20 protein-coding genes are annotated in these 23,448 nt (G+C 67.4%); 17 read left to right on the top strand and 3 right to left on the bottom strand.

Translation table 11 applies throughout. From position 1 onward, the window contains the following. The first annotated feature begins 29 nt into the window (after window positions 1–29). The 9 genes from DELCS14_RS25920 (at window position 30) to rfbC (ending at window position 9,002) form a co-directional block, all read left to right on the top strand. Entirely contained in the window at window positions 30–755 is a 726-nt protein-coding gene (locus tag DELCS14_RS25920) for a GNAT family N-acetyltransferase (protein WP_013804260.1), read from the top strand. 105 nt (window positions 756–860) lie between these two features. Further along, window positions 861–1,742, top strand: a complete 882-nt coding sequence (locus tag DELCS14_RS25915; protein WP_013804259.1) for a transporter associated domain-containing protein — start codon at window positions 861–863, stop codon at window positions 1,740–1,742. A 73-nt stretch (window positions 1,743–1,815) separates the two neighbouring features. Beyond that, complete coding sequence (gene lnt / locus DELCS14_RS25910) at window positions 1,816–3,468, top strand: apolipoprotein N-acyltransferase (protein ID WP_013804258.1); 1,653 nt, start codon at window positions 1,816–1,818, stop codon at window positions 3,466–3,468. 178 nt (window positions 3,469–3,646) lie between these two features. After that, on the top strand, window positions 3,647–4,171 hold the full coding sequence (gene fabA / locus DELCS14_RS25905) for a bifunctional 3-hydroxydecanoyl-ACP dehydratase/trans-2-decenoyl-ACP isomerase (RefSeq protein WP_012203203.1): 525 nt from the start codon (window positions 3,647–3,649) through the stop codon (window positions 4,169–4,171). After that, complete coding sequence (fabB, locus tag DELCS14_RS25900) at window positions 4,168–5,391, top strand: beta-ketoacyl-ACP synthase I (RefSeq protein WP_012203204.1); 1,224 nt, start codon at window positions 4,168–4,170, stop codon at window positions 5,389–5,391. Before fabA ends, fabB begins: the two co-directional genes overlap by 4 nt. 164 nt (window positions 5,392–5,555) lie before the next feature. Continuing rightward, entirely contained in the window at window positions 5,556–6,626 is a 1,071-nt protein-coding gene (gene rfbB, locus DELCS14_RS25895) for a dTDP-glucose 4,6-dehydratase (RefSeq protein ID WP_013804257.1), read from the top strand. Then, window positions 6,623–7,525, top strand: a complete 903-nt coding sequence (rfbD, locus tag DELCS14_RS25890) for a dTDP-4-dehydrorhamnose reductase (RefSeq protein WP_013804256.1) — start codon at window positions 6,623–6,625, stop codon at window positions 7,523–7,525. The genes rfbB and rfbD overlap by 4 nt, the downstream gene beginning before the upstream one ends. A 41-nt stretch (window positions 7,526–7,566) precedes the next feature. After that, window positions 7,567–8,457: a glucose-1-phosphate thymidylyltransferase RfbA gene (gene rfbA, locus DELCS14_RS25885; protein WP_013804255.1), complete on the top strand. Its 891-nt coding sequence runs from the start codon at window positions 7,567–7,569 to the stop codon at window positions 8,455–8,457. Then, window positions 8,454–9,002, top strand: a complete 549-nt coding sequence (gene rfbC / locus DELCS14_RS25880; protein ID WP_013804254.1) for a dTDP-4-dehydrorhamnose 3,5-epimerase — start codon at window positions 8,454–8,456, stop codon at window positions 9,000–9,002. The genes rfbA and rfbC overlap by 4 nt, the downstream gene beginning before the upstream one ends. Window positions 9,003–9,008: 6 nt before the next feature. On the opposite strand, the gene DELCS14_RS25875 is transcribed toward rfbC, so the two are convergent. Beyond that, a complete protein-coding gene (locus DELCS14_RS25875) occupies window positions 9,009–9,890 on the bottom strand; it encodes a LysR substrate-binding domain-containing protein (RefSeq protein ID WP_013804253.1) in 882 nt (293 codons plus the stop codon). A 210-nt stretch (window positions 9,891–10,100) separates the two neighbouring features. Here DELCS14_RS25875 and DELCS14_RS25870 point away from each other — a divergent pair, with 210 nt between their 5' ends. The 6 genes from DELCS14_RS25870 to DELCS14_RS25845 all read left to right on the top strand — a co-directional run bounded on the left by DELCS14_RS25870 (window position 10,101) and on the right by DELCS14_RS25845 (window position 17,526). Beyond that, window positions 10,101–11,552, top strand: a complete 1,452-nt coding sequence (locus tag DELCS14_RS25870) for an NCS1 family nucleobase:cation symporter-1 (RefSeq protein WP_013804252.1) — start codon at window positions 10,101–10,103, stop codon at window positions 11,550–11,552. 10 nt (window positions 11,553–11,562) lie between these two features. Then, complete coding sequence (locus DELCS14_RS25865; protein WP_013804251.1) at window positions 11,563–12,303, top strand: GntR family transcriptional regulator; 741 nt, start codon at window positions 11,563–11,565, stop codon at window positions 12,301–12,303. Window positions 12,304–12,465: 162 nt separating this feature from the next. Next, a complete protein-coding gene (locus DELCS14_RS25860; protein WP_013804250.1) occupies window positions 12,466–13,509 on the top strand; it encodes a putative 2-aminoethylphosphonate ABC transporter substrate-binding protein in 1,044 nt (347 codons plus the stop codon). Window positions 13,510–13,523: 14 nt separating this feature from the next. Next, complete coding sequence (locus tag DELCS14_RS25855; protein WP_013804249.1) at window positions 13,524–14,597, top strand: ATP-binding cassette domain-containing protein; 1,074 nt, start codon at window positions 13,524–13,526, stop codon at window positions 14,595–14,597. Continuing rightward, the gene (locus tag DELCS14_RS25850; RefSeq protein WP_013804248.1) at window positions 14,594–16,378 is read left to right on the top strand and encodes a putative 2-aminoethylphosphonate ABC transporter permease subunit; all 1,785 of its coding nucleotides are present in this window, start codon (window positions 14,594–14,596) and stop codon (window positions 16,376–16,378) included. The genes DELCS14_RS25855 and DELCS14_RS25850 overlap by 4 nt, the downstream gene beginning before the upstream one ends. A gap of 32 nt (window positions 16,379–16,410) precedes the next feature. Further along, window positions 16,411–17,526, top strand: coding sequence for a TIGR03364 family FAD-dependent oxidoreductase (locus DELCS14_RS25845; protein ID WP_013804247.1), 1,116 nt, complete (start codon window positions 16,411–16,413; stop codon window positions 17,524–17,526). 16 nt (window positions 17,527–17,542) lie between these two features. Here DELCS14_RS25845 and DELCS14_RS25840 read toward each other — a convergent pair whose 3' ends face one another. Both DELCS14_RS25840 and DELCS14_RS25835 read right to left on the bottom strand, forming a co-directional pair. Continuing rightward, window positions 17,543–18,718: a zinc ribbon domain-containing protein gene (locus tag DELCS14_RS25840; protein WP_013804246.1), complete on the bottom strand. Its 1,176-nt coding sequence runs from the start codon at window positions 18,716–18,718 to the stop codon at window positions 17,543–17,545. A gap of 73 nt (window positions 18,719–18,791) precedes the next feature. After that, window positions 18,792–19,907 (bottom strand): SPFH and helix-turn-helix domain-containing protein, encoded by a 1,116-nt coding sequence (locus tag DELCS14_RS25835; protein WP_013804245.1) that lies wholly within the window; start codon window positions 19,905–19,907, stop codon window positions 18,792–18,794. 359 nt (window positions 19,908–20,266) lie between these two features. Here DELCS14_RS25835 and glyQ point away from each other — a divergent pair, with 359 nt between their 5' ends. Together glyQ and glyS are read left to right on the top strand one after the other, a co-directional pair. Beyond that, window positions 20,267–21,205: a glycine--tRNA ligase subunit alpha gene (gene glyQ / locus DELCS14_RS25830; protein WP_012203218.1), complete on the top strand. Its 939-nt coding sequence runs from the start codon at window positions 20,267–20,269 to the stop codon at window positions 21,203–21,205. 34 nt (window positions 21,206–21,239) lie between these two features. Further along, window positions 21,240–23,351 carry a glycine--tRNA ligase subunit beta gene (glyS, locus tag DELCS14_RS25825; protein WP_013804244.1) on the top strand — a complete coding sequence of 704 codons (2,112 nt, stop codon included), beginning with the start codon at window positions 21,240–21,242 and terminating at the stop codon, window positions 23,349–23,351. Window positions 23,352–23,448 lie beyond the last annotated feature (97 nt).

Raw genomic sequence — 23,448 nt, 5'->3', positions numbered from 1 at the left:
GACATCGGGTTTTTACCTATATTTGAGCCATGAATGCATCCAAAGACTGGTTGAAGGCGTCCTGGCAGGCCGGCCGGGACATGTTGCGTGCGAGCGCAGGCCAGCCGCACCGTCCCGATGGGCGCTCCGCGTCCATGGTGCCCATTCGCTCGCTGGGCCCGTCCCACCGCGAGCGCGTGGTGGCGCATTTGCTCAAGCTCGATGAAGGCGACCGCTACCTGCGCTTCGGCTATGCCGCCAGCGACGAGCAGGTCCGCCGCTATGCCATGCAGCTCGACTTCGAGCGCGATGACATCTTCGGCATCTACAACCGCCGTCTCGAACTGATCGCCATGGCGCACCTGGCCTTTGCCTCGCATCCCGAGCACAAGAGCTGCGCCGAATTCGGCGTCTCCGTGCTCAAGCAGGCACGTGGCCGTGGCTATGGCGGGCGCCTGTTCAACCGCGCCGTGATCCATGCACGCACCAAGGGCGTGTCCATGATGTTCATCCACGCGCTGTCGGAGAACACGGCCATGCTCAGGATTGCGCGCAAGGCCGGCGCCACCATCAAGCGCGATGGCTCCGAATCCGAGGCCTACCTGCAACTGCCGCCCGCCGGCATCGACACGCACATGGCGTCTCTGATGACCGAGCACATCGGCGAGGTGGACTACCAGTTCAAGAAGCAGGCCAAGCAGTTCTGGGATTTCCTGGCCGACGTGCAGGAAATCCGCCGTGGCGTGCAGGATGGCCGCCACCAGGCCGGCGAATAAGCGCAAAACGCCGCAAGGGAATTGGCGCAGCGCATGCAGGGGTGACGGAGCAATCCGCTATCCTTGCAGCTTGTTTCACTACCGCACGTCCTGCACTCCAAGACAGTGTCCGACCCCCATCCTGCGCGCTCTTCCGAGAAGGAAAGCAAGCGAAGCTTCCTGCAAAAGGTGGCCGAGTTCATTCACCCGGCCCCCGACTCTCCCGACGAGCTGATCGAGACCCTGGCCGACGCCGAGGACAATCAGGTCATCGGCCCCGAGTCGCGCGTCATGCTCGAACGCGTGATCCGCATGGCCGACATGACGGCCGGCGACGTCATGGTCGCAGCCCCTCGCATGGACTTGGTCAACATCGACGCGCCGTTCGATGAATTGCTGCACCAGGTCATCACCACGGCCCATTCGCGCTTCCCGGTCTACCAGGGCGAGCGCGAGAACATCATCGGCATCCTGCTGGCCAAGGACCTGCTCAAGCTGCAGCGTTCGCCGGACCTGAACATCCGCGCCCTGCTGCGCCCCGCCGCCTTCGTGCCGGAGAGCAAGGGCCTGAACGATCTGCTGCGTGAATTCCGGGGCAACCGCAACCACCTCGCCGTGGTCATCGACGAGTTCGGCCGCGTGGCGGGTCTTGTGACCATCGAGGACGTGCTGGAGGAAATCGTCGGCGAGATCGAGGACGAGTTCGACATCCCCGAGGACGAGGGCGACATCTTCGCCCTGGCCGACAACAGCTACCGCGTGGCGGGCGACACCACCATCGAGCATGTCAACGAGACCTTCGAGGTCGCCCTGCATGCCCGCGATCCCGACGATGAGTTCGACACCATCGGCGGCCTGATCGCCCACGAAATGGGCCATGTGCCCAAGCGCGGCGAGCAGATCCATCTGGCGGGCCTGGAATTCACCGTGCTGCACACCAAGGGCGGCGCCGTGCGCTGGTTCAAGGTGGTGCGCGATCCCGCCGCCGACAGCCTGCTGCGCAGCTGAGGCTGCGCCTGAACCTGCCCTTGGCTGGACCTCTCTCACCCGAGACCTACCTCTTTTTGCGCACAACCGGCCGATGCCCCTGTCCAGTTCTTCCGCTTTCTCGCAAGACGGCCGGCGCATGGGCCGGTTCGCCCATGGCGTGCTGCTGCTTGTGGCCGGTGCAGCGCAGGCCCTGTCGCTGGCCTGGCCCTGGGCGCGCGGGCAAGGCGACGGGCCGCTGAGCCTCATCGGCGGCTATGGCCGCCCGCTGTGGTGGCTGCAGATTCTGTCGCTGGCCGTGCTGGCGCGCGCCCTGCAGACGGCGCAGCGTCCGGCCCAGGCGGCAGGGCGTGCCATGCTCTTCGCCACGGCCTGGCTGGTGGCCACCTTCTGGTGGCTGTTCATCTCCATGCATGTCTACGGCGGCCTGCCTGCGCCGCTGGCCGTTGCCGCCGTGCTGGCGCTTGCGGCGTTTCTGGGCAGCTACTACGCTGTGGCCGCCTGGGGCTGGCAAAGGCTGCGCCCTGCTGGTGCGGCGGGTGGCGCGCTGCTGTTTTCCGCCGTCTGGCTGCTGGCCGAGCTGGCGCGTGGCTGGCTGTGGACCGGCTTTCCCTGGGGCGCGGGCGGTTATGCCCATGTGGAAGGCCCCTTGTCCGTGCTGCCGCGCTGGATTGGCGTCTATGGCACGGGCGCCGTGGCGGCCTGGCTGGCATATGGGTTGGCGTATGGGCTGGCTGCCTTGCTGGACAGACAGGGTCTCCGGCCCGTCCGCCTGGTGGTCACTGCAGTGGCGCTGGTCCTGGCCTGGGGCGGGCTGTGGTGGCTTCGCGATGCCGCCATCAATGCACCGTCGGCCGAACGGCCGGCGCTGAGCGTGGCCTTGCTGCAGGGCAATATCCCGCAGGATGAGAAGTTCGAGGCCGGCAGCGGCATTCCGCTGGCGCTGGGCTGGTACGGGCGCGAGCTGCGCGCGGCCACCGCGCAACTGGTCGTGGCGCCTGAGACGGCCGTACCCCTGCTGCCCCAGCAACTGCCCGAGGAATACCTGGACCTGCTGCGCGAACCGTATCTGAAGAAGGACGGCCGGCAGGCTGCGCTGCTGGGCATTCCCCTGGGGTCGGAAGAGGCCGGCTACACGAACTCGGTCGTGGGCTGGCAGCCCGGCCAGATCCAGGACTACCAATACGACAAGCACCATCTGGTGCCCTTCGGGGAGTTCATCCCGCCGCTGTTCCGCTGGTTCACGCAGATGATGAACATACCGCTGGGCGACTTCAACCGTGGCGCGCTGGGTCAGCCCTCCATGGCCTGGGCCGGCGAGCGCCTGTCGCCCAACATCTGCTACGAGGATTTGTTTGGCGAGGAGCTGGGGGCGCATTTTGGCAACGCGGCGACGGCGCCGACGGTGCTGGTGAATTTCAGCAACATCGGATGGTTTGGCGACAGCGTGGCCATCGACCAGCATCTGGCCATCAGCCGCATGCGCGCCCTGGAATTCGAGCGCCCCATGCTGCGCGCCACCAACACCGGCGCCACGGTTGCCATCGACCACCGGGGTGTGGTCACGCAGGCGCTGGTGCCTTACGAGCGTGCCGTGCTGCAGGCCAGCGTGCAGGGGCGTGAGGCCTTGACGCCATTCGCGCGCTGGGTGCACGCGGCAGGTCTGGTGCCGCTGTGCCTGGCTGCCTTGGCGGTGCTGGCGGTGGCGTGGATCAGGCGCCGCAAGCGGCCGGTCCAGGGGCTGTAGCCAAGGCCCGCGACCTGGGTCGGCGTGGCTTTTGTGGCAGAGTTTTGATGCGGCCTCGGGGTTTTGTTGCAGTCTGGCAACGTTCAACCCCGATAATGCGCGGCTGCATGGTCCGCTGCGGGCCGCACCCATTCAGAGATAGAGGTGGCGTCAGTGCCGCCGTGGAGCAAGTTAGACAATGGCCGATTCTTTTTCGTATGAGCAACTGATCGCTTCGGGCGAAGGCAAGCTGTTTTCCGCAGACAGCGGACGTCTTCCCCTGCCTCCCATGTTGATGTTCGACCGCATCACGCACATCGACACCGATGGTGGCGCCCACGGCCTGGGCAAGATCGTCGCCGAACTCGACATCAAGCCTGATCTCTGGTTCTTCGACTGCCATTTCCGGGGCGATCCCGTCATGCCCGGCTGCCTGGGCCTGGACGCCATGTGGCAGTTGATCGGCTTTTACCTGACCTGGCTGCGCCTTCCCGGCCGTGGCCGCGCCCTGGGCGCCGGCGAGGTCAAGTTCACGGGCGAAGTGGGTCCTGACGTCAAGCTGGTGACCTACGAAATCAACATCAAGCGCGTGATCAAGCGCAAGCTCAACATGGCCATCGGCGATGCACGCCTTCTGGCCGATGGCAAGGAAATCTACGTGGCCAATGACCTGCGCGTGGGTCTGTTCCTGCGCGAGGGTGAAGGCCAGGGAACGGCAGCATGACCAAACGTCGCGTAGTCATCACCGGCGCGGGCATTGTCTCGTGCATCGGCAACGACCTCGATACCGTGGAGACCTCGCTGCGCGAGGGCCGCACGGGCATCAAGGCCATGCCGAAGTTCACCGAACTGGGCATGCGCAGCCAGGTGGCCGGTGTGCCGGAGATCGACGTCGAGGCACGGATCGATCGCAAGCAGCTGCGCTTCATGGGCGATGCGGCAGCCTATGCGCAGATCGCGCTGGAAGATGCCATCGCCCAGGCCGGCCTGGCTCCCGAGCAGGTCAGCCATCCGCGCACGGGCCTGATCATGGGCTCGGGCGGCGGCTCGCCGGCCAACCAGATCGAGGCGGCTGACACATTGCGCGAGAAGGGCATTCGCCGCGTCGGTCCCTACCAGGTCACGCGCTGCATGAGCTCCACGGTGTCGGCCTGCCTGGCGACCAATTTCAAGGTCAAGGGCATCAACTACTCCATCACCTCGGCCTGCTCCACCTCGGCGCACTGCATCGGTGCTGCGGCACAGCAGATTGCCTGGGGCATGCAGGACGTGATGTTTGCCGGTGGCGGCGAAGAGCTGTCCTGGGGCATGGCCCTGCTGTTCGACGGCATGGGTGCCATGTCCAGCAAGCACAACGACCAGCCCGAAAAGGCTTCGCGCGCCTATGACGCCAACCGCGACGGTTTCGTGATCGCAGGCGGCGGCGGTGCCGTGGTGCTGGAAAGCCTGGAGCACGCCCAGGCCCGGGGTGCGAACATCCTGGCCGAAGTCGTGGGCTTTGGCGCCACCAGCGATGGCGAGGACATGGTCGCGCCCTCGGGCGACGGCGCCATCGCCTGCATGCAGCAGGCCCTTGAAGGCATCGAAGGCGGCGTGGACTACATCAACACCCACGGCACCTCCACGCCTGTGGGCGACATGCAGGAAGTGCGCGCCATGCGCGCCCTGTTCGGCGACCAGGTGCCGCCGTTCTCCTCCACCAAGTCGCTGACCGGCCACTCGCTGGGCGCGACCGGCGTGCAGGAAGCCATTTACTGCATGATCATGATGAACAAGGGCTTCATCGCAGGCTCGGTCAATGTGGACACGCCCGATCCGGCACTGGGCGACATGCCCCTGGTCACCCGCACGCGCGATGCCCAGTTGAATACCGTGCTGTCCAACAGCTTCGGCTTCGGTGGCACGAACGCCTCGCTGGTGCTGCGCCGCTGGCAGGGCCAGTGAACACGCCCTGGTGTGTAAAAGGCGTGTCCTGAAGGAAAAAGCCCGCCTCCTGCGGGCTTTTTTACTGGCGAGCGCCGACAATGCCCAGGTCGCGCGGGAGGCAGCACCCCATGCTGCTGCCGGATCCCCGCCCCAAGAACAATGAAATTTTGCAAGGTTGAACCATGATTCTTGTCACAGGCGGCGCTGGCTTCATCGGCGCCAATTTCGTGCTGGACTGGCTGGCTGCCGGCGATGAGCCGGTGCTCAACGTGGACAAGCTCACCTACGCCGGCAACCTCAAAAGCCTGGAGAGCCTGCAAGGCGATGCGCGCCATGTCTTCGTGCAGGCCGACATCGGCGACGGCGAAGTCCTGGCCCGACTGCTGGCCGAGCACAGGCCGCGCGCCGTGGTCAACTTCGCGGCCGAGAGCCATGTGGACCGCTCCATCCATGGCCCCGAGGACTTCATCCAGACCAACGTGGTCGGCACCTTCCGCCTGCTCGAGGCCGTGCGCGGCTACTGGAGCGCGCTGGATGCCGAGGCCAAGGCGGCCTTCCGCTTCCTGCATGTCTCCACTGACGAGGTCTATGGCAGCCTGGCGCCTGCGGCACCGGCCTTCACCGAAGACCACCTCTACGAGCCCAACAGCCCGTACTCGGCCAGCAAGGCCGCCAGCGACCACCTGGTGCGCGCCTGGCACCACACCTACGGCCTGCCCGTGCTGACCACCAACTGCAGCAACAACTACGGCCCGCTGCACTTTCCCGAGAAGCTGATCCCGCTGATGATCGTCAACGCCCTGGCCGGCAAACCGCTGCCCATCTATGGCGACGGCATGCAGGTACGCGACTGGCTCTATGTGCGCGACCACTGCAGCGCCATCCGCCGCGTGCTGGAGGCCGGCAGGCTGGGCGACACCTACAACGTGGGCGGCTGGAACGAGAAGCCCAACGTCGAGATCGTGAACACGGTCTGCGCGCTGCTCGACGAGCTGCGCCCCAAGGCCGATGGCACCAGCTACAGCGCACAGATCACCTATGTGAAGGACCGCCCCGGCCATGACCGGCGCTATGCCATCGACGCGCGCAAGCTCGAGCGCGAACTGGGCTGGAAGCCTGCCGAGACCTTCGAGACCGGCATCCGCAAGACCGTGCAGTGGTACCTGGACAACCCCGAATGGGTGGCCGATGTGCAGTCCGGCGCCTACCGCGAATGGGTCAGCCGCCAGTACACGGAGGGAGCCGGCGCATGAAGCTGCTGCTGCTGGGCCGCAATGGCCAGGTGGGCTGGGAGCTGCAGCGCAGCCTGGCGCCACTGGGCGAACTGATTGCGCTGGACCGCCAGGGCGACGCCGGTGGTCAGGGCCTGTGCGGCGATCTCTCGCGCCTCGATGAGCTTGCACAGACCGTGCGCGCTCTGCGCCCCGATGTCATCGTCAATGCCGCCGCCCACACGGCCGTGGACAAGGCCGAAAGCGAGCCTGACCAGGCGCGGCTGCTCAACGCGTTGGCCCCCCAGGTGCTGGCCCGCGAGGCGGCGCAGACCGGTGCGCTGCTGGTGCACTACAGCACGGACTATGTCTTCGACGGCAGCGGCAGCGCCGCGCGCACGGAGACCGAGGCCACGGCGCCGCTGTCCGTCTATGGCAGCAGCAAGCTCGAAGGCGAGCAACTGATCCAGGCTTCGGGCTGCCGCCACCTGATCTTTCGCACCAGCTGGGTCTATGCGGCGCGCGGCGGCAACTTCGCCAAGACCATGCTGCGCCTGGCCCAGGAGCGTGAGGCACTGAGCGTGATCGACGACCAATGGGGCGCACCGACGGGCGCGGACCTCATCGCCGACGTCACGGCCCACGCCATTCGCCAGCTGCAGCGCCAACCCGGCGACCAGGGCCTGTACCACCTGGTGGCCGGTGGCGAGACCACCTGGCATGCCTACGCCAGCCATGTGATCGCCAAGGCGCGCGAACTCGCGCCCGAACGCCCCTGGAAGGTGCAGCGCATAGCTGCCGTGCCCACCAGCGCCTTTCCCACCCCGGCGCAGCGTCCGCACAATTCCCGCCTGAACACCGACCGGCTGCAGCAGACCTTCGGCCTGCGCCTGCCGCACTGGCAGGCCGGCGTGGACCGCATGCTGCAGGAAATCATCTGAGCGTGGCTGCGCGCTTCAGCAAGAACCCCAGGATCCAGGACATGAACCAGACACGCAAAGGCATCATCCTCGCGGGCGGCTCCGGCACCCGCCTGCACCCGGCCACGCTGGCCATCAGCAAGCAACTGCTGCCGGTCTACGACAAGCCCATGATCTACTACCCGCTGAGCGCCCTCATGCTCGCGGGCATCCGCGAAATCCTCGTGATCAGCACCCCGCAGGACACGCCGCGCTTCGAGCAATTGCTGGGCGACGGCTCGCAGTGGGGCCTGAAGCTGGAGTACGCCGTCCAGCCCAGCCCGGATGGCCTGGCCCAGGCCTTTTTGATCGCCGAAGACTTCCTGGCCGGCGCCCCCAGCGCCCTGGTGCTGGGCGACAACATCTACTACGGACACGATTTCCCCCGCCTGCTCGAACGGGCTGACGCGCGCAGCGAAGGCGCCACGGTGTTTGCCTACCATGTGCAGGACCCGGAACGCTATGGCGTGGCCGAGTTCGATGCCCAGGGCCGGGTTCTTTCCCTGGAGGAAAAGCCCAAGCAGCCCAGGAGCAACTACGCGGTCACGGGCCTGTATTTCTACGACAACCAGGTCGTTGAGCTGGCCAAGTCCATCAAGCCCTCGGCGCGCGGCGAGCTGGAAATCACCGACCTCAACCGCCTGTATCTGGACAAGGGCCAGCTCAATGTGGAGCTCATGGGCCGTGGCTATGCCTGGCTGGACACGGGCACGCATGACAGCCTGCTGGAGGCAGGCCAGTTCATCGCCACGCTGCAGCAGCGCCAGGGCCTGAAGGTGTCATGCCCCGAGGAGATCGCCTTCCGCCAGGGCTGGATAGATCAAGCACAGCTGGAGACACTGGGCCAGGCCCTGGCCAAGAACGGCTATGGCCAGTACCTGCTGCAGATCCTCAAGGAAAAGGTGCACGCATGAAGGCAACACCCCTGGCCATCCCCGAGGTGATGCTGATCGAGCCCAAGGTCTTTGGTGACGATCGCGGCTTCTTCCTCGAAAGCTTCAACCAGCAGGCCTTCAACCAAGCCACGGGCACGGACCACCAGTTCGTGCAGGACAACCACAGCCGCAGCAAGAAGGGCGTGCTGCGCGGCCTGCACTACCAGTTGCCTCCCCATGCCCAGGGCAAGCTCGTGCGCGTGGTGCGCGGCGCCGTGTTCGACGTGGCCGTGGACATCCGCAAGGGCTCGCCGACCTTCGGCCAGTGGGTGGGCGCCGAGCTGACGGAAGACAACCACCGCCAGCTGTGGGTGCCCCCAGGCTTTGCCCACGGCTTCGTGGTGCTCAGCGACAGCGCCGACTTCCTCTACAAGGCCACGGCCTTCTACGCGCCCCAGGCCGATCGCGGCATTGCCTGGGACGATCCGGCCATCGGTGTGCAGTGGCCGCAGCTCGATGTGGAGATTTCGCTGTCGGACAAGGACCTCAGGCAGCCGCTGCTGGCGGATGCCGAGCTGGCCTGAGCCGGTTCACATATGGTCCGGCAGCACCCCGCCCGGCACGGCTTCCTCCAGAAAGCCGGCGATCAGCCGGGCCTGGCGGCGTTCGCGCAGGCAGTACAGGTATTCGGGCAGGCGCGGCACGGGGCCTGCGAAGGGCAGGACGACGATGTCGGGGTGGGCCGAGGCTTCATGCTGGGCGAAGACGCTGATGCCCATGTCGCGGATCACGGCCTCGCGGATGGCTTCGCGGCTGGCGATTTCCATGATGTGGCGCGGTGCCAGGCCGGCGGCGGCCAGCATCTGTTCGGTGAGCTGGCGCGTCATGGAGCCGCGCTCGCGCAGGATCAGCGTGTCGTGCACCAGATCGGACGCCTGCACCATGGTGCGCTGCGCCAGCCGGTGGCTGCGGTGCACCAGCAGGGCCAGCGGGTCCTGGCCCAGCTCCACTCGCAGCAGGCGCGGATCGCTCTCCAGGTGTGACGAGGTCGCCAGGTCCACCTGGTAGTCCACCAGCGCCTGCACCATCTGGCGCGAGTTGCCGCCCACGATGGCCACTTCCACCCGCTCGAAGCGCCGCTGGTAGCGCTTGACGATGTCCAGCACGTAGTAGGGCGCCGTCGCGCCTATGCGCAGCTGGCCCTGGCTGGCATCGCCCGAATGGCGCAGCGCCGACTCCAGCTGGATGGTCTGCAGCAGCAATTGCTCGACCTGGGGCAGCAGGCGCAAGCCGGCATCGGTGATGGACAGCCGTCCGCCCTGGCGATGGAACAGCTCCACGCCGTAGTGCTCTTCCAGCGCGCGGATCTGGGTGGTCACGGTGGGCTGGCTCAGTGCGAGCTGGCGCGCGGCTTGCGTGATGCTGCCAAGGCGGGCGACCCAGAAAAAGGACTTGAGCTGCGTGACGAACATGGCGGGATTGGAGGCAGGGGGGCGGCTCCATATTTCACCATGTCGCCGCAGCCTGAAGGCCTGCGGTGGCCGGGTATGTCCCGGGAAAAAACTCCTGCGCCCAAAGGCACACTTCTTGCATACCAGTTTGCGTGCCAGTTTGTGTGCCAGCTGATCATGGTTTTCGGCTGGTCTTGTGTCAGTGATTACTCGTGGTCAAGGAGCGCATCAATGGACATCCGCAACCCCTCGCCAGGTCTCTACAACGAAGATCTGGCGCCCACCAGGGACCGCCGCTGGGGCGCCTTCAGCATCTTCAACGTCTGGACTTCGGACGTGCATAGCCTCTGGGGCTACTACCTGGCGGCCAGCCTGTTTCTGCTGTGCGGCAGCTTCGTCAATTTTCTGATCGCCATCGGCATCAGTTCCCTGGTCATCTTTTTTCTGATGAACCTGGTGGGCTATGCGGGCGAGAAGACCGGCGTGCCCTATCCGGTGCTGGCGCGTGCCTCGTTCGGGGTTTGGGGTGCGAATCTGGCTGCACTGGTGCGCGCCGTCGTGGCCTGCTTCTGGTATGGCGCGCAGACGGCGGCCGCCTCGGGCGCCATGGTGGCGCTGATGGTGCGCAATGAAGCCCTGCTGTCCTTCCACCAGACCACGCACTGGCTGGGCCATTCGGGGCTGGAGGTGATCTGCTACGTGGTCATCTGGGCCTTGCAGCTGCTGATCATCCAAAGGGGCATGGAGACCGTGCGGCGATTCCAGGACTGGGCCGGGCCTGCCGTGTGGATCGCCATGCTGGTGCTGGCCATCGGCCTGTGCGTGAAGGCCGGCGGCTTCAGCTTCGACCACGGCATTCCCATGGATGTGCTGCTGGACAAGACCAAGGATGCGGGGGTGAGCGGCGCGCCGGGCAGCTTCTGGGCGCTGATGGCCGTGGGCGCGACCTGGATCACCTACTTTGCGGCGCTGTACCTGAACTTCTGCGACTTCTCGCGCTATGCGAAGAACAAGGAGGCGGTCGCCAAGGGCAACCTCTGGGGCCTGCCCGTGAACCTGATCGCGTTCTCGCTGGTGGCCGGCATCACCACGATTGCGGCCTTCAAGGTCTATGGCGAGGTGCTGCTGCACCCCGAGCAGATCTCGGCCAAGTTCGACAGCTGGGTGCTGGCCCTGCTGGCCGCCGTCACCTTTGCCGTGGCCACGCTGGGCATCAACGTGGTGGCCAACTTCGTCTCGGCGGCCTTCGATATTTCCAACGTGTTTCCCAAGCGCATCGACTTCAAGCGCGGCGGATACATCGCCGCACTGATCGCCCTGGCTCTCTACCCCTTTGCACCATGGGAGGGCGGCGCTGCCCACTTCGTGAACGCCATCGGCGCCACCATGGGGCCGCTGCTGGGCATCATTCTGGTGGACTACTACCTGGTGGCCAAGGGCAACATCAACGTGGCCGCGCTGTATGACGAGCATGGCGAGTACCGCTACGAGGGCGGCTGGAACGTCAACGCGCTCATCGCCACGGGCATCGGCAGCGTGTTCTCCACCATCCTGCCCAACTTCACCAGCCTGCTGCCGGTCTGGTGGGGCACCTACGGCTGGTTCTTCGGCGTGCTGATCGGCGGCGGCGTGTACTGGGTGATGGCCACGCTGCGCCCGCGCCGCATTCCGGCCGCGGCCTGAGGAGGCCGCCATGTCCGAGCCACAGGATGCGCCGGCCACCGGGCCGGCCTTGATCGCAGAGCGTGTCATGCGCTCCATCGTCGAGCGCAAGCTGCGCCCTGGCGAACGCCTGGGCGAAAAGGAACTGGCCGAGGTCTTCGGCGTGAGCCGCACCATGGTGCGCGAGGCGCTGATGCAGCTGCAGGCGCGCGGCTTCGTCGAGGTGCGCTCGCGCCAGGGCTGGTACGTGGTCGAGCCCTCGTTCGAGGAAGCCCAGGAAACCTATGCCGCGCGCCGCGTGCTGGAGTCCGGCATGCTGCGCGACGCGGGCCGGCCGCTGCAGGCGGCCATACGCACGCTGCGCGAGCATGTGGCCCAGGAGCGCGGCGCCATCGCAGAGGCCGACAACGCCGGCCAGCGCAGCGTGCTGCTGGCCGACTTCCACGTCTGCCTGGCCGAGCAGATGGGCAACCGCTTTCTCACGGCCATGATGGCCGACCTCTCGGCGCGCACCACCCTGGTGTCTGCGCTGTACCAGTCGCAGACCGAGGCACAGCACTCCAATGCCGACCACGAGGCCATCGTCGATGCGCTGGCGGCCGGCGACATGGCGCGCGCCGAGCAACTGATGCGCGAGCACATCGACGCGCTGGCCGCGCGGCTGGATCAGAACCTTGCCCACCGCGCGCGCCTGCAGGACCGGCTGCTGGATGCGCTGCAGCCCCAGGCGGCGCAGGCAACGCGCACAGGCAGGGGCAAGCCGCGCGGCTGAAGAGACGGGGTGGGCGATGGGTGGGACTCCCAAATCCGCCAATACCCGCTTCGCCAAATTTCCGTTGTGTGACACGGGCGTTTCACCTGCGCTTCCTAAAGTGGGTGTCAGAGGTGGTGAACCTGCCACCTGTCCACGAACCCACAACGGAACTGCCACGCCATGCGCCACACCCTTGCCTCCCTGGGCCGCCGCCTCGCCATTGCCTCTGCGGCGCTGACCGTCGCCTCCTTCGCATCCCTGGCCCACGCGGCCAAGACCGAGCTGCTGGTCTACAGCGCGCTGGAAGCCGACCAGATCAAGGCCTACAAGAGCGGCTTCGAGAAGGCCCATCCCGAGATCGAACTCAAGTTCGTGCGTGACAGCACGGGCATCATCACGGCCCGCCTGCTGGCCGAGAAGGCCAATCCCCAGGCCGACGTGATCTGGGGCGTGGCCGCCACCTCGCTGATGCTGCTGGACAAGCAGGGCATGCTGCAGCCCTATGCGCCCAAGGGCCTGGACAAGGTGCGCGCCAACATGCGCGATCCGCGCGCGCAGCCGACCTGGGTGGGCATGGACCTGTGGTCGTCGGCCATCTGCTTCAACACCGTGGAGGCCGGCAAGCGCAAGCTGCCCGTGCCCGCCAGCTGGGCCGACCTGGTCAGGCCCGAGTTCAAGGGCACGATCACCATGCCCCACCCGGCCTCCAGCGGCACGGGCTACCTGATGGTCGCGGCCTGGCTGCAGATCATGGGCGAGGAAAAGGGCTGGGCCTACATGGACGGCCTGCACCAGAACATGGGCGTGTACACGCACAGCGGCTCCAAGCCCTGCCGCCAGGCGGGGGCCGGCGAGTTTCCCGTGGGCCTGAGCTTCGAGTACCGCGCCAGCAAGACCAGGAAGGACGGTGCGCCCATCGACATCGTCTTCCCGCAGGAAGGCCTGGGCTGGGACGTGGAGGCCACGGCCATCCTCAAGACCAGCAAGAAGCAGGAAGCCGCCAAGGCGCTGGCCGACTGGGCCGTCACGCCAGAGGCCAACAAGCTGTACGCCGCCAACTTCGCCGTGCTGGCCTTGCCCGAGGCGCAGGAGAAGCTGGAGTTCATTCCTGCCGATCTGGAAAAGCGGTTGGCGAAGAACGATTTCAACTGGGCCGCCGATAACCGCGACCGCATCCTGGCCGAGTGGAGCCGCCGCTACGAAGCCAAGGCAGAGAAAAAGTAAGCCGGAGCCACGCCATGCTGCGCATAGACCATATCGCCAAGCGCTACCGCGAGCAGCAGGTGCTGCGCGGCATTGACCTGAACGTGGAGGCGGGCGAGTTCGTCAGCCTGCTCGGCCCTTCGGGCTGCGGCAAGACCACGCTGCTGCGCATCGTCTGCGGCATCGACATGCCTGACGAGGGCAGGGTGCTGTTCGAGGGCGATGACATCACGCGCTGGCCGGCCGCACGCCGTGGCTTTGGCGTGGTGTTCCAGAGCTATGCGCTGTTTCCCAATCTCACGGCCGCGCAGAACGTGGCCTTCGGGCTGAACGGGCAACCTGCGGCGCAGGCGCGCGAGCGTGTGGCCGAGATGCTGTCCCTGGTGGGCCTGGGCGCGCAGGCCCAGCGCTACCCCGCCCAGCTGTCGGGCGGCCAGCAGCAGCGCGTGGCCCTGGCCCGTGCGCTGGCGCCCCGGCCGCGCCTGCTGCTGCTCGACGAGCCGCTGTCCGCGCTCGATGCCCAGGTGCGCACCGAGCTGCGCAGCGAGATCCGCCAGCTGCAGCGCCAGCTGGGCATTGCCTCCATCATGGTCACGCACGACCAGGAAGAGGCCTTGTCCATGGCCGACCGCGTGGTGCTCATGCACCAGGGCCGCATCGAGCAGCAGGGCTCGCCCGAGCAGCTCTATGCCCGGCCCGTGAGCCAGTTCGCGGCTGGCTTCGTGGGCCGCATGAACCTGCTGCCGGCCACGGCCGAATCGGCGGACCAGGTGCGCATCGGCGAGGCCAGCCTGCGCTGCGCGCTGGCCGGTTTCGAGCCTGGCGCTGCCCTGCTGGTGGGCGTGCGGCCCGAGAGCGTGGTGCTGCACCCGGCCCAGCCCACGGCATTGGCCAACCTGTTCCGCGCCCGCGTGGTGGAGACCTCCTTCCTGGGATCGATGGCCCTGGTGCGCCTGTTCAGCCCCACGCTGCAATGCCAGGTTGACGCCCAGTGGCCCCTGCGCCACGACGTGGGCCTGCCCGACTGGCTGCAGGGCGAGGTGCTGATGGAGCTGCCCGCCGCTGCGCTGCAGCCGTTGGCGGCGCCCGACGCGAGGAAGGCCGCATGAGCGCGCATCCCATGGACACGGCCATTTCCGTGCCTGTGCCCGTCCCCGTGCCCGTGCCGGTGGACCGCTCCGTTCCCGCCCGCCGCAGCGTGCCTGCAGGGCCCGTGCGTCCGCGGGGGCGCAGCGCAGGCTGGGAGCGCTGGTGGCTGGGCGCCCTGGTGCTGGGGGCACTGGCCTGGCTGCTGGCCACCATCGCCCTGCCGGTCGCCAGCCTGCTGGGCAGAAGTTTCTGGGACGATGCGGGCCGCTTCACGGGCCTGGCCCAGTTCATCACCTATGCGCGCATGCCGGGCGTGGCGCAATCGCTGTTCAACAGCCTGTGGCTGTCGGCCGTGAGCAGCACGGTCTGCGTGCTGCTGGCCTATGTCTACGCCTATGGCGTGGTGCGCAGCTGCATGCCGCTGGCGCGCTGGTTCCGGGGCCTGGCCTTGGTGCCGCTGCTGGCGCCTTCGCTGCTCATGGCCATCAGCCTGATCTACCTGTTCGGCAGCCAGGGCCTGCTCAAGGGCTGGCTGCAGGGGGGCTCGGCCTACGGGCCCTTCGGCATCATCGTGGGCTCGGTGCTCTGGACCTTTCCGCATGCGCTGATGATCCTGTGCACCACGCTGGCCTCGGGCGATGCGCGCCTGTACGAGGCGGCCGCCACGCTGGGCGCCAGCCGCTGGCGCAGCTTCCGCCAGGTCACGCTGCCGGCCAGCCGCTACGGGCTGATGATTTCGTGGATCGTGGTCTTCGTGCTCGTGGTGACCGACTTCGGCGTGCCCAAGGTCATTGGCGGCAACACGGCCATGCTGGCCACCGATATCTACAAGCAGGTCATAGGCCAGCAAAAGCTGTCCATGGGTGCCGTGGTGGCCATGCTGCTGCTGGTGCCTGCGGGCCTGGCCTTTGCGGCAGAGCGCCATTTGCGTGCGCGCCAGGCGGCGACCATGGGCGTGCGCTCCGTGCCGCTGGTGCCCCAGCCCCATGCGCCGCTGGACCGCGCGCTGCTGGCCTACTGCGCGCTGGTGGCGCTGGCGCTGCTGGCCGTCATGGGCACGGCCGTGCTGGCCTCCCTGGTCAGCTACTGGCCCTACAACCTCACGCTGACGTTCAAGAACTACCGCTTCGACATGATGGACGGCGGCGGCTGGGCCAGCTATGGCAACTCGCTGTCCATGGCGCTGGCCACGGCGGTGGTGGGGGCGGTGCTGAGTTTTGTGACCGCCTACCTGGTGGCCAAGCCCCAGCGCTGGGCACGCACGCGCCAGTGGCTGCATGCCGTGGCCACGCTGCCCATGGCCGTGCCGGGGCTGGCGCTGGGCCTGGGCTACATCCTGTTCTTCAATGCCCAGGGCAATCCGCTGCACTTCCTGTACGGCAGCATGGCCATCCTGGTGCTGTGTTCGGTGGCGCATTTCTTCTCGGTGGCGCACATCACGCAACTGGCCGCGCTGCAGCAGCTCGATGCCGAATACGAGCGCGTGGCCGATTCCCTGGGCGTGGCCTTCTGGACGCTGCTGTGGCGCGTGCACCTGCCGGTGTGCATGCCCGTAGTGATGCAGGTGGCCGGTTACTTCTTCGTCAACGCCATGACCACGGTGTCGGCCGTGGTGTTCCTCTACTCGCCCGAGACCACGCTGGCCTCGGTGGCCGTGCTGGCCATGGACGACGCGGGCGACACCGCGCCCGCCGCCGCCATGGCCACGCTGATCTTTGCCACCGCCGCCACGGGCCGGCTGCTGATCGCGGCGCTGGATGCCTGGGTGCAGCGGCGCACGCAGCGCTGGCGCCAGCGCTGATCCCTTCTCTCTTCCTTCCTCCGTTTTTTCCCATGAAGAACTACGACCTGATCGTGGTGGGGGCCGGCATTGTCGGCCTGGCCCACGCCTATGCGGCTGCGCGCCGTGGCCGCAGCGTGCTTGTCATCGAGCGCGACGCGGCCTGCATCTCCGCCTCCATCCGCAACTTCGGCTTTGTGACCGTCACGGGCCAGCAGGCCGGTGCCCACTGGCGGCGTGCCATGCGCTCGCGCGACACCTGGGCCGAGATTGCGCCGCAGGCCGGCATTGAGGTCGTGCACCGCGGCCTGTGGCTGACGGCGCGCCGCCCCAGCGCCGAGGCCGTGCTCCACGCCTTCCTGAGCACCTCCATGGGCGAGCGCTGCGAGCTGCTCACGCCGGCCCAGGCCGCCGAACGCCATCCTGCACTGCGTACCGGGGATTTGTCCGCCGTGCTCTACAGCCCGCATGAACTGCGCGTGGAGTCGCGCACGGCCATTGCCCGGCTGGCGCAGTGGCTGGAGCAGGCCATGGGCGTGGATTTCCGCTTTGGCGAGGCCGTGCTCGAGGTGGCGGCACCCCGGGTACGCAGCACGCGCGCCAGCTACCACGGCGAACGCGTGGTGGTCTGCAACAACGCCGACCCGGGCGGCCTGTTCGCCGGCCTTTGGGCGCCGCACCGCATCCAGCTGTGCCAGCTGCAGATGCTGCGCGTGCGGCCGCAGCCGGGCTTTCGGCTCAAGGGCTCGGTCATGGGTGACCTGAGCATGGTCAGATACGAGGGCTACAGCGCCCTGCCCGAAGCCGCCGCGCTGCGCGCCGAACTGGAGCGGGAGGAGGGCGAGAGCCTGGCCCACGGCATCCACCTGATCGCCGTGCAAAGCGCCGACGGCAGCCTGGTGGTGGGCGACTCCCACCACTACGGCGCAGCGCCCCCGCCCTTTGCCAGCGAAGCCGTGGACCGGCTGATGCTTCGCCACATGAACGATGCCCTGCACCTGCGCGATGCCCAGGTGGTGGAGCGCTGGGTGGGCGTCTACCCGAGTGCGCAGGACGCGCCCTGCGTGGTGCATGCGCCCGACGAGGCCACACGCGTGGTCGCTGTCACGGGCGGGTCCGGCGCCAGCACGGCGTTCGGTCTGGCCGAGGAGGTCTGGAGCGCGTGGTGAGCGGCAGCCGGCCTACTTACTTGCCGAACATCACCCACAGCAGCGCCAGCACCATGATCGTGGCCAGCACGGCCAGCGTGATCTTGAGGGCGCTGTAGGGGCGCTCGCCCGCAATCTGGCCCGTGTAGCCGTTGGCGATGATCTGGAAGGTCTTGCTGCCGTAGGTGTAGCCCACCAGCCAGACCGGCACGAGGATGTGCTTGAACGTGCGGCCCTGGTACTCGCGCTGCATCTGCAGGTTGCGGTAGGTGTCGCCGGGCACCTGGCGCGCGCACAGGGCGCGCAGCTGCTCGTCCATGTCCTGCACGTTGACCTGGGCGGCCTTGCCCAGGTCGATCTGGTAGCGCTCCACGGTCCAGCCGCGCACGAACTCGGGCGTGTAGGGCTTGAGGTCGGTGGTGGTGGGAAAGGGCTCCACCTGGCGCAGCAGGTTGGCGTGCACGCCCACGGTGCCGGGCACCAGTTCGTCGTCGAAGAAATGGGCGAGGCTGCCCGAGGCCGGCTCCCAGCGCACATGGCGCACCTGGCGCGTCTGCACGTTGCCGTTGCTGTCGCGGTAGGACTCGGTGGTGTAGTAGTAGAAGCCCGCCTCGGCCTGCCAGTCGGCGCTGGCGTGGGCGTCGAAGGTCCAGTAGGGCAGGTAGACGCCGTGCAGCGTGTCGGTCAGCGCGGCGGACTTCAGGCGGTTGGGCGCGAACCAGCGGCTGCCGTACCACTGGCGGATGCGGTCGCGGATCTGGCCGTCGCTGATCTTGAAGGGCAGGATGCTCTGCGGCGTGATGGCATCGCCCTGGTCCTCATGGGCGACGATGGAGGGTGAACCACAGAAGTCGCAGCGCTGGGCCACGGTGCGGTTCACGAAGACCGAGATCGCACGGCAGTTCTGGCACTGGACCTCGTAGCGGTCCTCCGTGCCCCAGCCGCGGCCGGACTTGGGGTTGCGCAGCGCCTCGGCCAGGTCCTGCTCGACCACATCGCGGCCCAGTTCCTCGCGCGTTTCCTCGCTCCAGGGCACCGTGGTGCCGCAGTACGGGCACTTGAGCGCCTGGGCCTGGGCATTCCATTCGAGGTTGGCGCCGCATTCGGGGCAGGGGTGCTTGCGCACCATGGCGGGCGCGGCGGCTGCGGCCTCCCAGGAACCGGAGGCGGGGGAAGTCGAGGTGCTGGAGGAACTGGAGGAGGGCGCGCTCACGGCATCGGTCCTGGAAAACGGGACGCGGCGCCAGGCAGGGCCTGGCGCCGCAAAGGGTCAAACCACGGAAATGTCAGCCGCGCAGGAAGTCATCGAGTGCGGCTTGCGCAATGCGCCACTGGCTGCCGATCTGGCGCGCCTTGAGGTTGCCGGCCTGGATCTCGGCCAGCACATCGGCCTCGCTCACACCCAGCACCTGGGCCGCCTGGGCCGGGGTCAGCACCTGCAGTCCACTGGCGGCGGGCGCTGCGGGGGCCTGGGCCGCCTGTGCGGCAGCGGGCGAGAACGGATCGGACGCCTGGCCCTGGCCGGCCGGTGCGCCACCGCCACCGCCGTTTTGCATGCTCTTCATCATCTCCTGCGCCATGCCGAAACCCATGGCCATGGTGGCGGGCAGGGTGGCCGCGGCAGCGCCTTCGCCGCCCGTGGTCATGGCCTGCCCCATCTGGTATTTGACGTAGTCGTTGAGGTTGCCGATTGCCGTCATGCTGGAGCGCTTGTCGATGGCCTGCTCCACCTCGGGCGGCACGGACACGTTCTCCAGCACGAAGCTGGTGATCTCCAGGCCGTACTTGTCCGTCATGGCCGGGTTGATCAGCGGCAGCAGCGCATCGCCCAGCTCGCCATAGCGCTGGGCCACGTCCAGCACGGGCACCTGGGCCTTGGCCAGCGACTCGGTGAACACGCTGATGATGCGCGAGCGCATGGTGTCGGCGAACTCGTCGATGCGGAAGTTCTGGTCCGTGCCCGCCACTTCCTTGAGGAACTTGGCCGGCTCGACGATGCGGAAGTCGTAGGTGCCGAAGGCGCGCAGGCGCACGGCGCCGAAGTCCTTGTCGCGCACCATCACGGGGTTGGATGTGCCCCACTTGTTGCCCGTGAACAGGCGCGTGTTGATGAAGTAGACATCGCACTTGAACGGCGAGTTGAAGCCGTACTTCCAGCCCTGGATGGTGGACAGGATGGGAATGTTCTGCGTGGTCAGCGTGTGCTTGCCGGGGCTGAACAGGTCGGCGTACTGGCCGGCCGAGACAAACTGCACCTGCTGCGACTCACGCACGATGAGCTGGGCGCCGTTCTTGATTTCCTTGTCGTCATCGGGCCAGCGGTAGGAGAGCGTGTCGCGCGAGTCATCGGTCCACTCGATGATCTCTATCAGTTGCTTGGTGATGATGTTCATCAGGTTCATGGCAGGCTCCGGGGCGGTGGTGGTCCACGACAAAAAAAGGTCAGTGGGCCATTCTAGGGGGCGTGCATGGCGGCGTGGCGAACGGTCACCGGCCGCTGCCCTGGTGAATTGTCAAAAAATGATCCGGATGCGTCGTGCAAGGCGGGCTTTCAGGTCTTCGCGCGCCACGGCCTTTGCTGGCATGTGTCGCCTGCTCTGTTTTTTGATGCAGATCGCCCTGTGGAGCGTCTGCCGTGGGGCCGCAGGCCGGCAGCACGGCGCACGGCCGGGCGGCGCCTTAAAATCGTCGTTTGCGCGGCGCGAGCCGCCTCTCATTCACCGGCGCGGCCCCGGCCTGCGTGCGACGCCTGAAACAAGTCATGCTCACTTTCCAACAAATCATCCTCAAGCTGCAGTCCTACTGGGCCGACCAGGGCTGCGCGCTGCTCCAGCCCTATGACATGGAAGTGGGCGCGGGCACCTCGCACACCGCCACCTTCCTGCGCGCCCTGGGCCCCGAGCCCTGGAAGGCCGCCTACGTGCAGCCCAGCCGCCGCCCCAAGGACGGCCGCTATGGCGACAACCCCAACCGCCTGCAGCACTACTACCAGTTCCAGGTGGTGCTCAAGCCCGCGCCCGACAACATCCTGGAGCTGTACCTGGGCTCGCTCGAAGCCCTGGGGTTCGACCTGAAGAAGAACGACATCCGCTTCGTCGAGGACGACTGGGAGAACCCCACGCTGGGCGCCTGGGGCCTGGGCTGGGAAGTCTGGCTCAACGGCATGGAGGTGACGCAGTTCACCTACTTCCAGCAGGTCGGCGGCATCGACTGCAAGCCCGCCACGGGCGAGATCACCTACGGCCTGGAGCGCCTGGCTATGTACCTGCAGGGCGTGGACAACGTCTACAACCTGACCTGGACCGACGGCCTGAGCTACGGCGACGTCTACCACCAAAACGAGGTGGAGCAGTCCACCTACAACTTCGAGCATTCGGACGCCGACTTCCTGTTCACCGCCTTCGGCGCCTACGAAAAGCAGGCCAACCACCTGATCGGCGAACAGCTGGCGCTGCCGGCCTACGAGCAGGTGCTCAAGGCCGCCCACACCTTCAACCTGCTCGATGCGCGCGGCGCCATCAGCGTGACGGAGCGTGCCGCCTACATCGGCCGCATCCGCAACCTGGCCCGCGCCGTGGCCAAGGCCTATATGGACAGCCGTGCGCGCCTGGGCTTCCCCATGGCGCCCAAGGCCCATGCCGACGAAGTGCTGGCCGAGCTGGCCAAGGCCGCCGAACAACAGGGCAAGAAGGCCGCCTGAGGCGGACACCGCTGCACCGAGAGAACACCAGACCATGAACGCATCGAATCTTCTTGTTGAACTGTTTGTCGAAGAGCTGCCCCCGAAGGCGCTGCAAAAGCTGGGCGACGCCTTTGCCGGCGTGCTGTTCGAGCAGCTCAAGGCCCAGGGCCTGCTGGCCTCCAGCGAAGCGCGCCTGACGGCCTATGCCTCGCCGCGCCGCCTGGCCGCCCACATCACCGAAGTCCTGCCCCAGGCCGAGGACAAGGCCGTGGCGCAAAAGCTCATGCCCGTCTCCGTGGGCCTGGACGCCGACGGCAAGCCCACGCCCGCCCTGATCAAGAAGCTGGCCGCCCTGGGCGCCGGCGAAGAAGCCGTTGCCGGCCTGACCCGCCAGGGCGAAGGCAAGGCCGAAGCCCTGTTCCACGCTTCCACCGTGCGCGGCGTGATGTTGGCCGACGGCGTGCAAAAGGCGCTGGACGAAGCCATTGCCAAGCTGCCCATCCCCAAGGTCATGCGCTACCAGCTGGCCGACGGCTGGAGCAGCGTCCATTTCGTGCGCCCGGCCCACGGCCTGGTGGTGCTGCACGGCACCGAGGTGCTGATCGGCGTCAAGGCCCTGGGCCTGACGGCCGGCACGGCCACGCATGGCCACCGCTTCGAGGCGGCGGTCGATCCCGTGGTCATCCGCTCCGCCGATGACTACGCCGCGCAGCTGCGCGAGGAAGGCGCCGTCATCGCCAGCTTCGCCGAGCGCCGTGCCGAGATCGCGCGCCAGCTGCAGGCCGCTGCCGAGCGCGTGGGCGGCGGTGTCCGTCCCATCGAGGACGAGGCCCTGCTGGACGAAGTCACGGCCCTGGTCGAGCGTCCCAATGTGCTGGTCTGCGAGTTCGAGAAGGAATTCCTCGACGTGCCGCAGGAATGCCTGATCCTCACCATGAAGGCCAACCAGAAGTACTTCCCGCTGCTGGACGCCGCCGGCAAGCTGACCCACCAGTTCCTGGTGGTCAGCAACATCAGCCCCCAGGATGCCAGCGCCGTCATCGGCGGCAACGAACGCGTGGTGCGCCCGCGCCTGGCCGACGCCAAGTTCTTCTTCGACCAGGACCGCAAGAAGACCCTGGCCTCGCGCGTGGACGGGCTGGGCAAGGTGGTCTACCACAACAAGCTCGGCACCCAGGGCGAGCGCGTGGAGCGCGTGCGCTCCATCGCCAAGAGCATTGCCCGCCAGCTGGGCGACACGGGCCTGGCCCAGCAGGCCGACCTGGCCGCGCAACTGGCCAAGACCGACCTCGTGACCGACATGGTGGGCGAGTTCCCCGAGCTGCAGGGCACCATGGGCCGCTACTACGCGCTCAACGACGGCCTGGACGTGGCCGTGGCCGATGCCATCGAGGACCACTACAAGCCCCGCTTTGCGGGCGACGAACTGCCGCGCGGCAACGCCGGCGTGGTCGTGGCCCTGGCCGACAAGCTGGAAACCCTGGTCGGCATGTTCGGCATCGGCAACCTGCCCACGGGCGACCGCGACCCGTTCGCGCTGCGCCGCCATGCGCTGGGCGTGATCCGCATGCTGGTCGAGAAGGACCTGGCGCTGGATCTGGAAACCCTGCTGGTCAGCGTGCTGCCTGCCTTCGGCGACAAGATCGAGGACGCCACGCCCCAGCTGGCCGACTTCATCTACGACCGCCTGGCCGGCAACCTGCGCGAGCAGGGCTTCTCGGCCCAGGAAGTGGACTCCGTGCTGGCCCTGCGCCCGCAGCGCCTGTCCGACGTGCAAAAGCGCCTGGAGGCCGTGCGCGCCTTCGGCGAGCTGCCCGAGGCACCGGCCCTGGCCGCCGCCAACAAGCGCGTGGGCAACATCCTCAAGAAGGCCGACCAGGCCGTGCTGGCCCAGGTCGACGCGGCCGTGCTGGCCGAGGTGGCAGAGAAGGACCTGTACGCGGCCCTGCAATCGGTGGCGCCCAAGGCGCAGCAGCAGTTTGCTGCCGGCGACTACACGGCCAGCCTGCAGACCCTGGCCGCGCTGCGCGCCCCGGTCGATGCCTTCTTCGAGCATGTGATGGTCAACGCCGAAGACCCGGCGCTCAAGGCCAACCGCCTGGGCCTGCTGGCCACGTTGCACGAAGCCATGAACCGCGTGGCGGACCTTTCGCGACTGGCGTAAATGGAGCACCCCCTGAGGCGCTTTGCGCCTTCCCCCCGTGGCACGGCGCCTCTCTACTTGCTTCGCAAGGGAGGGGGACGACACCTTCGGTGCGGGG

Source organism: Delftia sp. Cs1-4 (assembly GCF_000214395.1).
GTDB lineage: Bacteria > Pseudomonadota > Gammaproteobacteria > Burkholderiales > Burkholderiaceae_C > Comamonas > Comamonas acidovorans.
The sequence above is the reverse complement of the archived record's forward strand: the minus strand, read 5'-3'. Positions and strand labels throughout refer to the sequence as shown.

Coding starts and splice junctions, on each gene's coding strand:
- lnt (WP_013804258.1), top strand. CDS start 1,816: ATGCCCCTGTCCAGTTCTTCCGCTTTCTCGCAAGACGGCCGGCGCATG.
- rfbA (WP_013804255.1), top strand. CDS start 7,567: ATGAACCAGACACGCAAAGGCATCATCCTCGCGGGCGGCTCCGGCACC.
- DELCS14_RS25875 (WP_013804253.1), bottom strand. CDS start 9,890: ATGTTCGTCACGCAGCTCAAGTCCTTTTTCTGGGTCGCCCGCCTTGGC.
- rfbC (WP_013804254.1), top strand. CDS start 8,454: ATGAAGGCAACACCCCTGGCCATCCCCGAGGTGATGCTGATCGAGCCC.
- DELCS14_RS25850 (WP_013804248.1), top strand. CDS start 14,594: ATGAGCGCGCATCCCATGGACACGGCCATTTCCGTGCCTGTGCCCGTC.
- glyQ (WP_012203218.1), top strand. CDS start 20,267: ATGCTCACTTTCCAACAAATCATCCTCAAGCTGCAGTCCTACTGGGCC.
- rfbB (WP_013804257.1), top strand. CDS start 5,556: ATGATTCTTGTCACAGGCGGCGCTGGCTTCATCGGCGCCAATTTCGTG.
- DELCS14_RS25860 (WP_013804250.1), top strand. CDS start 12,466: ATGCGCCACACCCTTGCCTCCCTGGGCCGCCGCCTCGCCATTGCCTCT.
- DELCS14_RS25855 (WP_013804249.1), top strand. CDS start 13,524: ATGCTGCGCATAGACCATATCGCCAAGCGCTACCGCGAGCAGCAGGTG.
- DELCS14_RS25845 (WP_013804247.1), top strand. CDS start 16,411: ATGAAGAACTACGACCTGATCGTGGTGGGGGCCGGCATTGTCGGCCTG.
- DELCS14_RS25835 (WP_013804245.1), bottom strand. CDS start 19,907: ATGAACCTGATGAACATCATCACCAAGCAACTGATAGAGATCATCGAG.
- fabB (WP_012203204.1), top strand. CDS start 4,168: ATGACCAAACGTCGCGTAGTCATCACCGGCGCGGGCATTGTCTCGTGC.
- DELCS14_RS25865 (WP_013804251.1), top strand. CDS start 11,563: ATGTCCGAGCCACAGGATGCGCCGGCCACCGGGCCGGCCTTGATCGCA.
- glyS (WP_013804244.1), top strand. CDS start 21,240: ATGAACGCATCGAATCTTCTTGTTGAACTGTTTGTCGAAGAGCTGCCC.
- DELCS14_RS25920 (WP_013804260.1), top strand. CDS start 30: ATGAATGCATCCAAAGACTGGTTGAAGGCGTCCTGGCAGGCCGGCCGG.
- rfbD (WP_013804256.1), top strand. CDS start 6,623: ATGAAGCTGCTGCTGCTGGGCCGCAATGGCCAGGTGGGCTGGGAGCTG.
- fabA (WP_012203203.1), top strand. CDS start 3,647: ATGGCCGATTCTTTTTCGTATGAGCAACTGATCGCTTCGGGCGAAGGC.
- DELCS14_RS25870 (WP_013804252.1), top strand. CDS start 10,101: ATGGACATCCGCAACCCCTCGCCAGGTCTCTACAACGAAGATCTGGCG.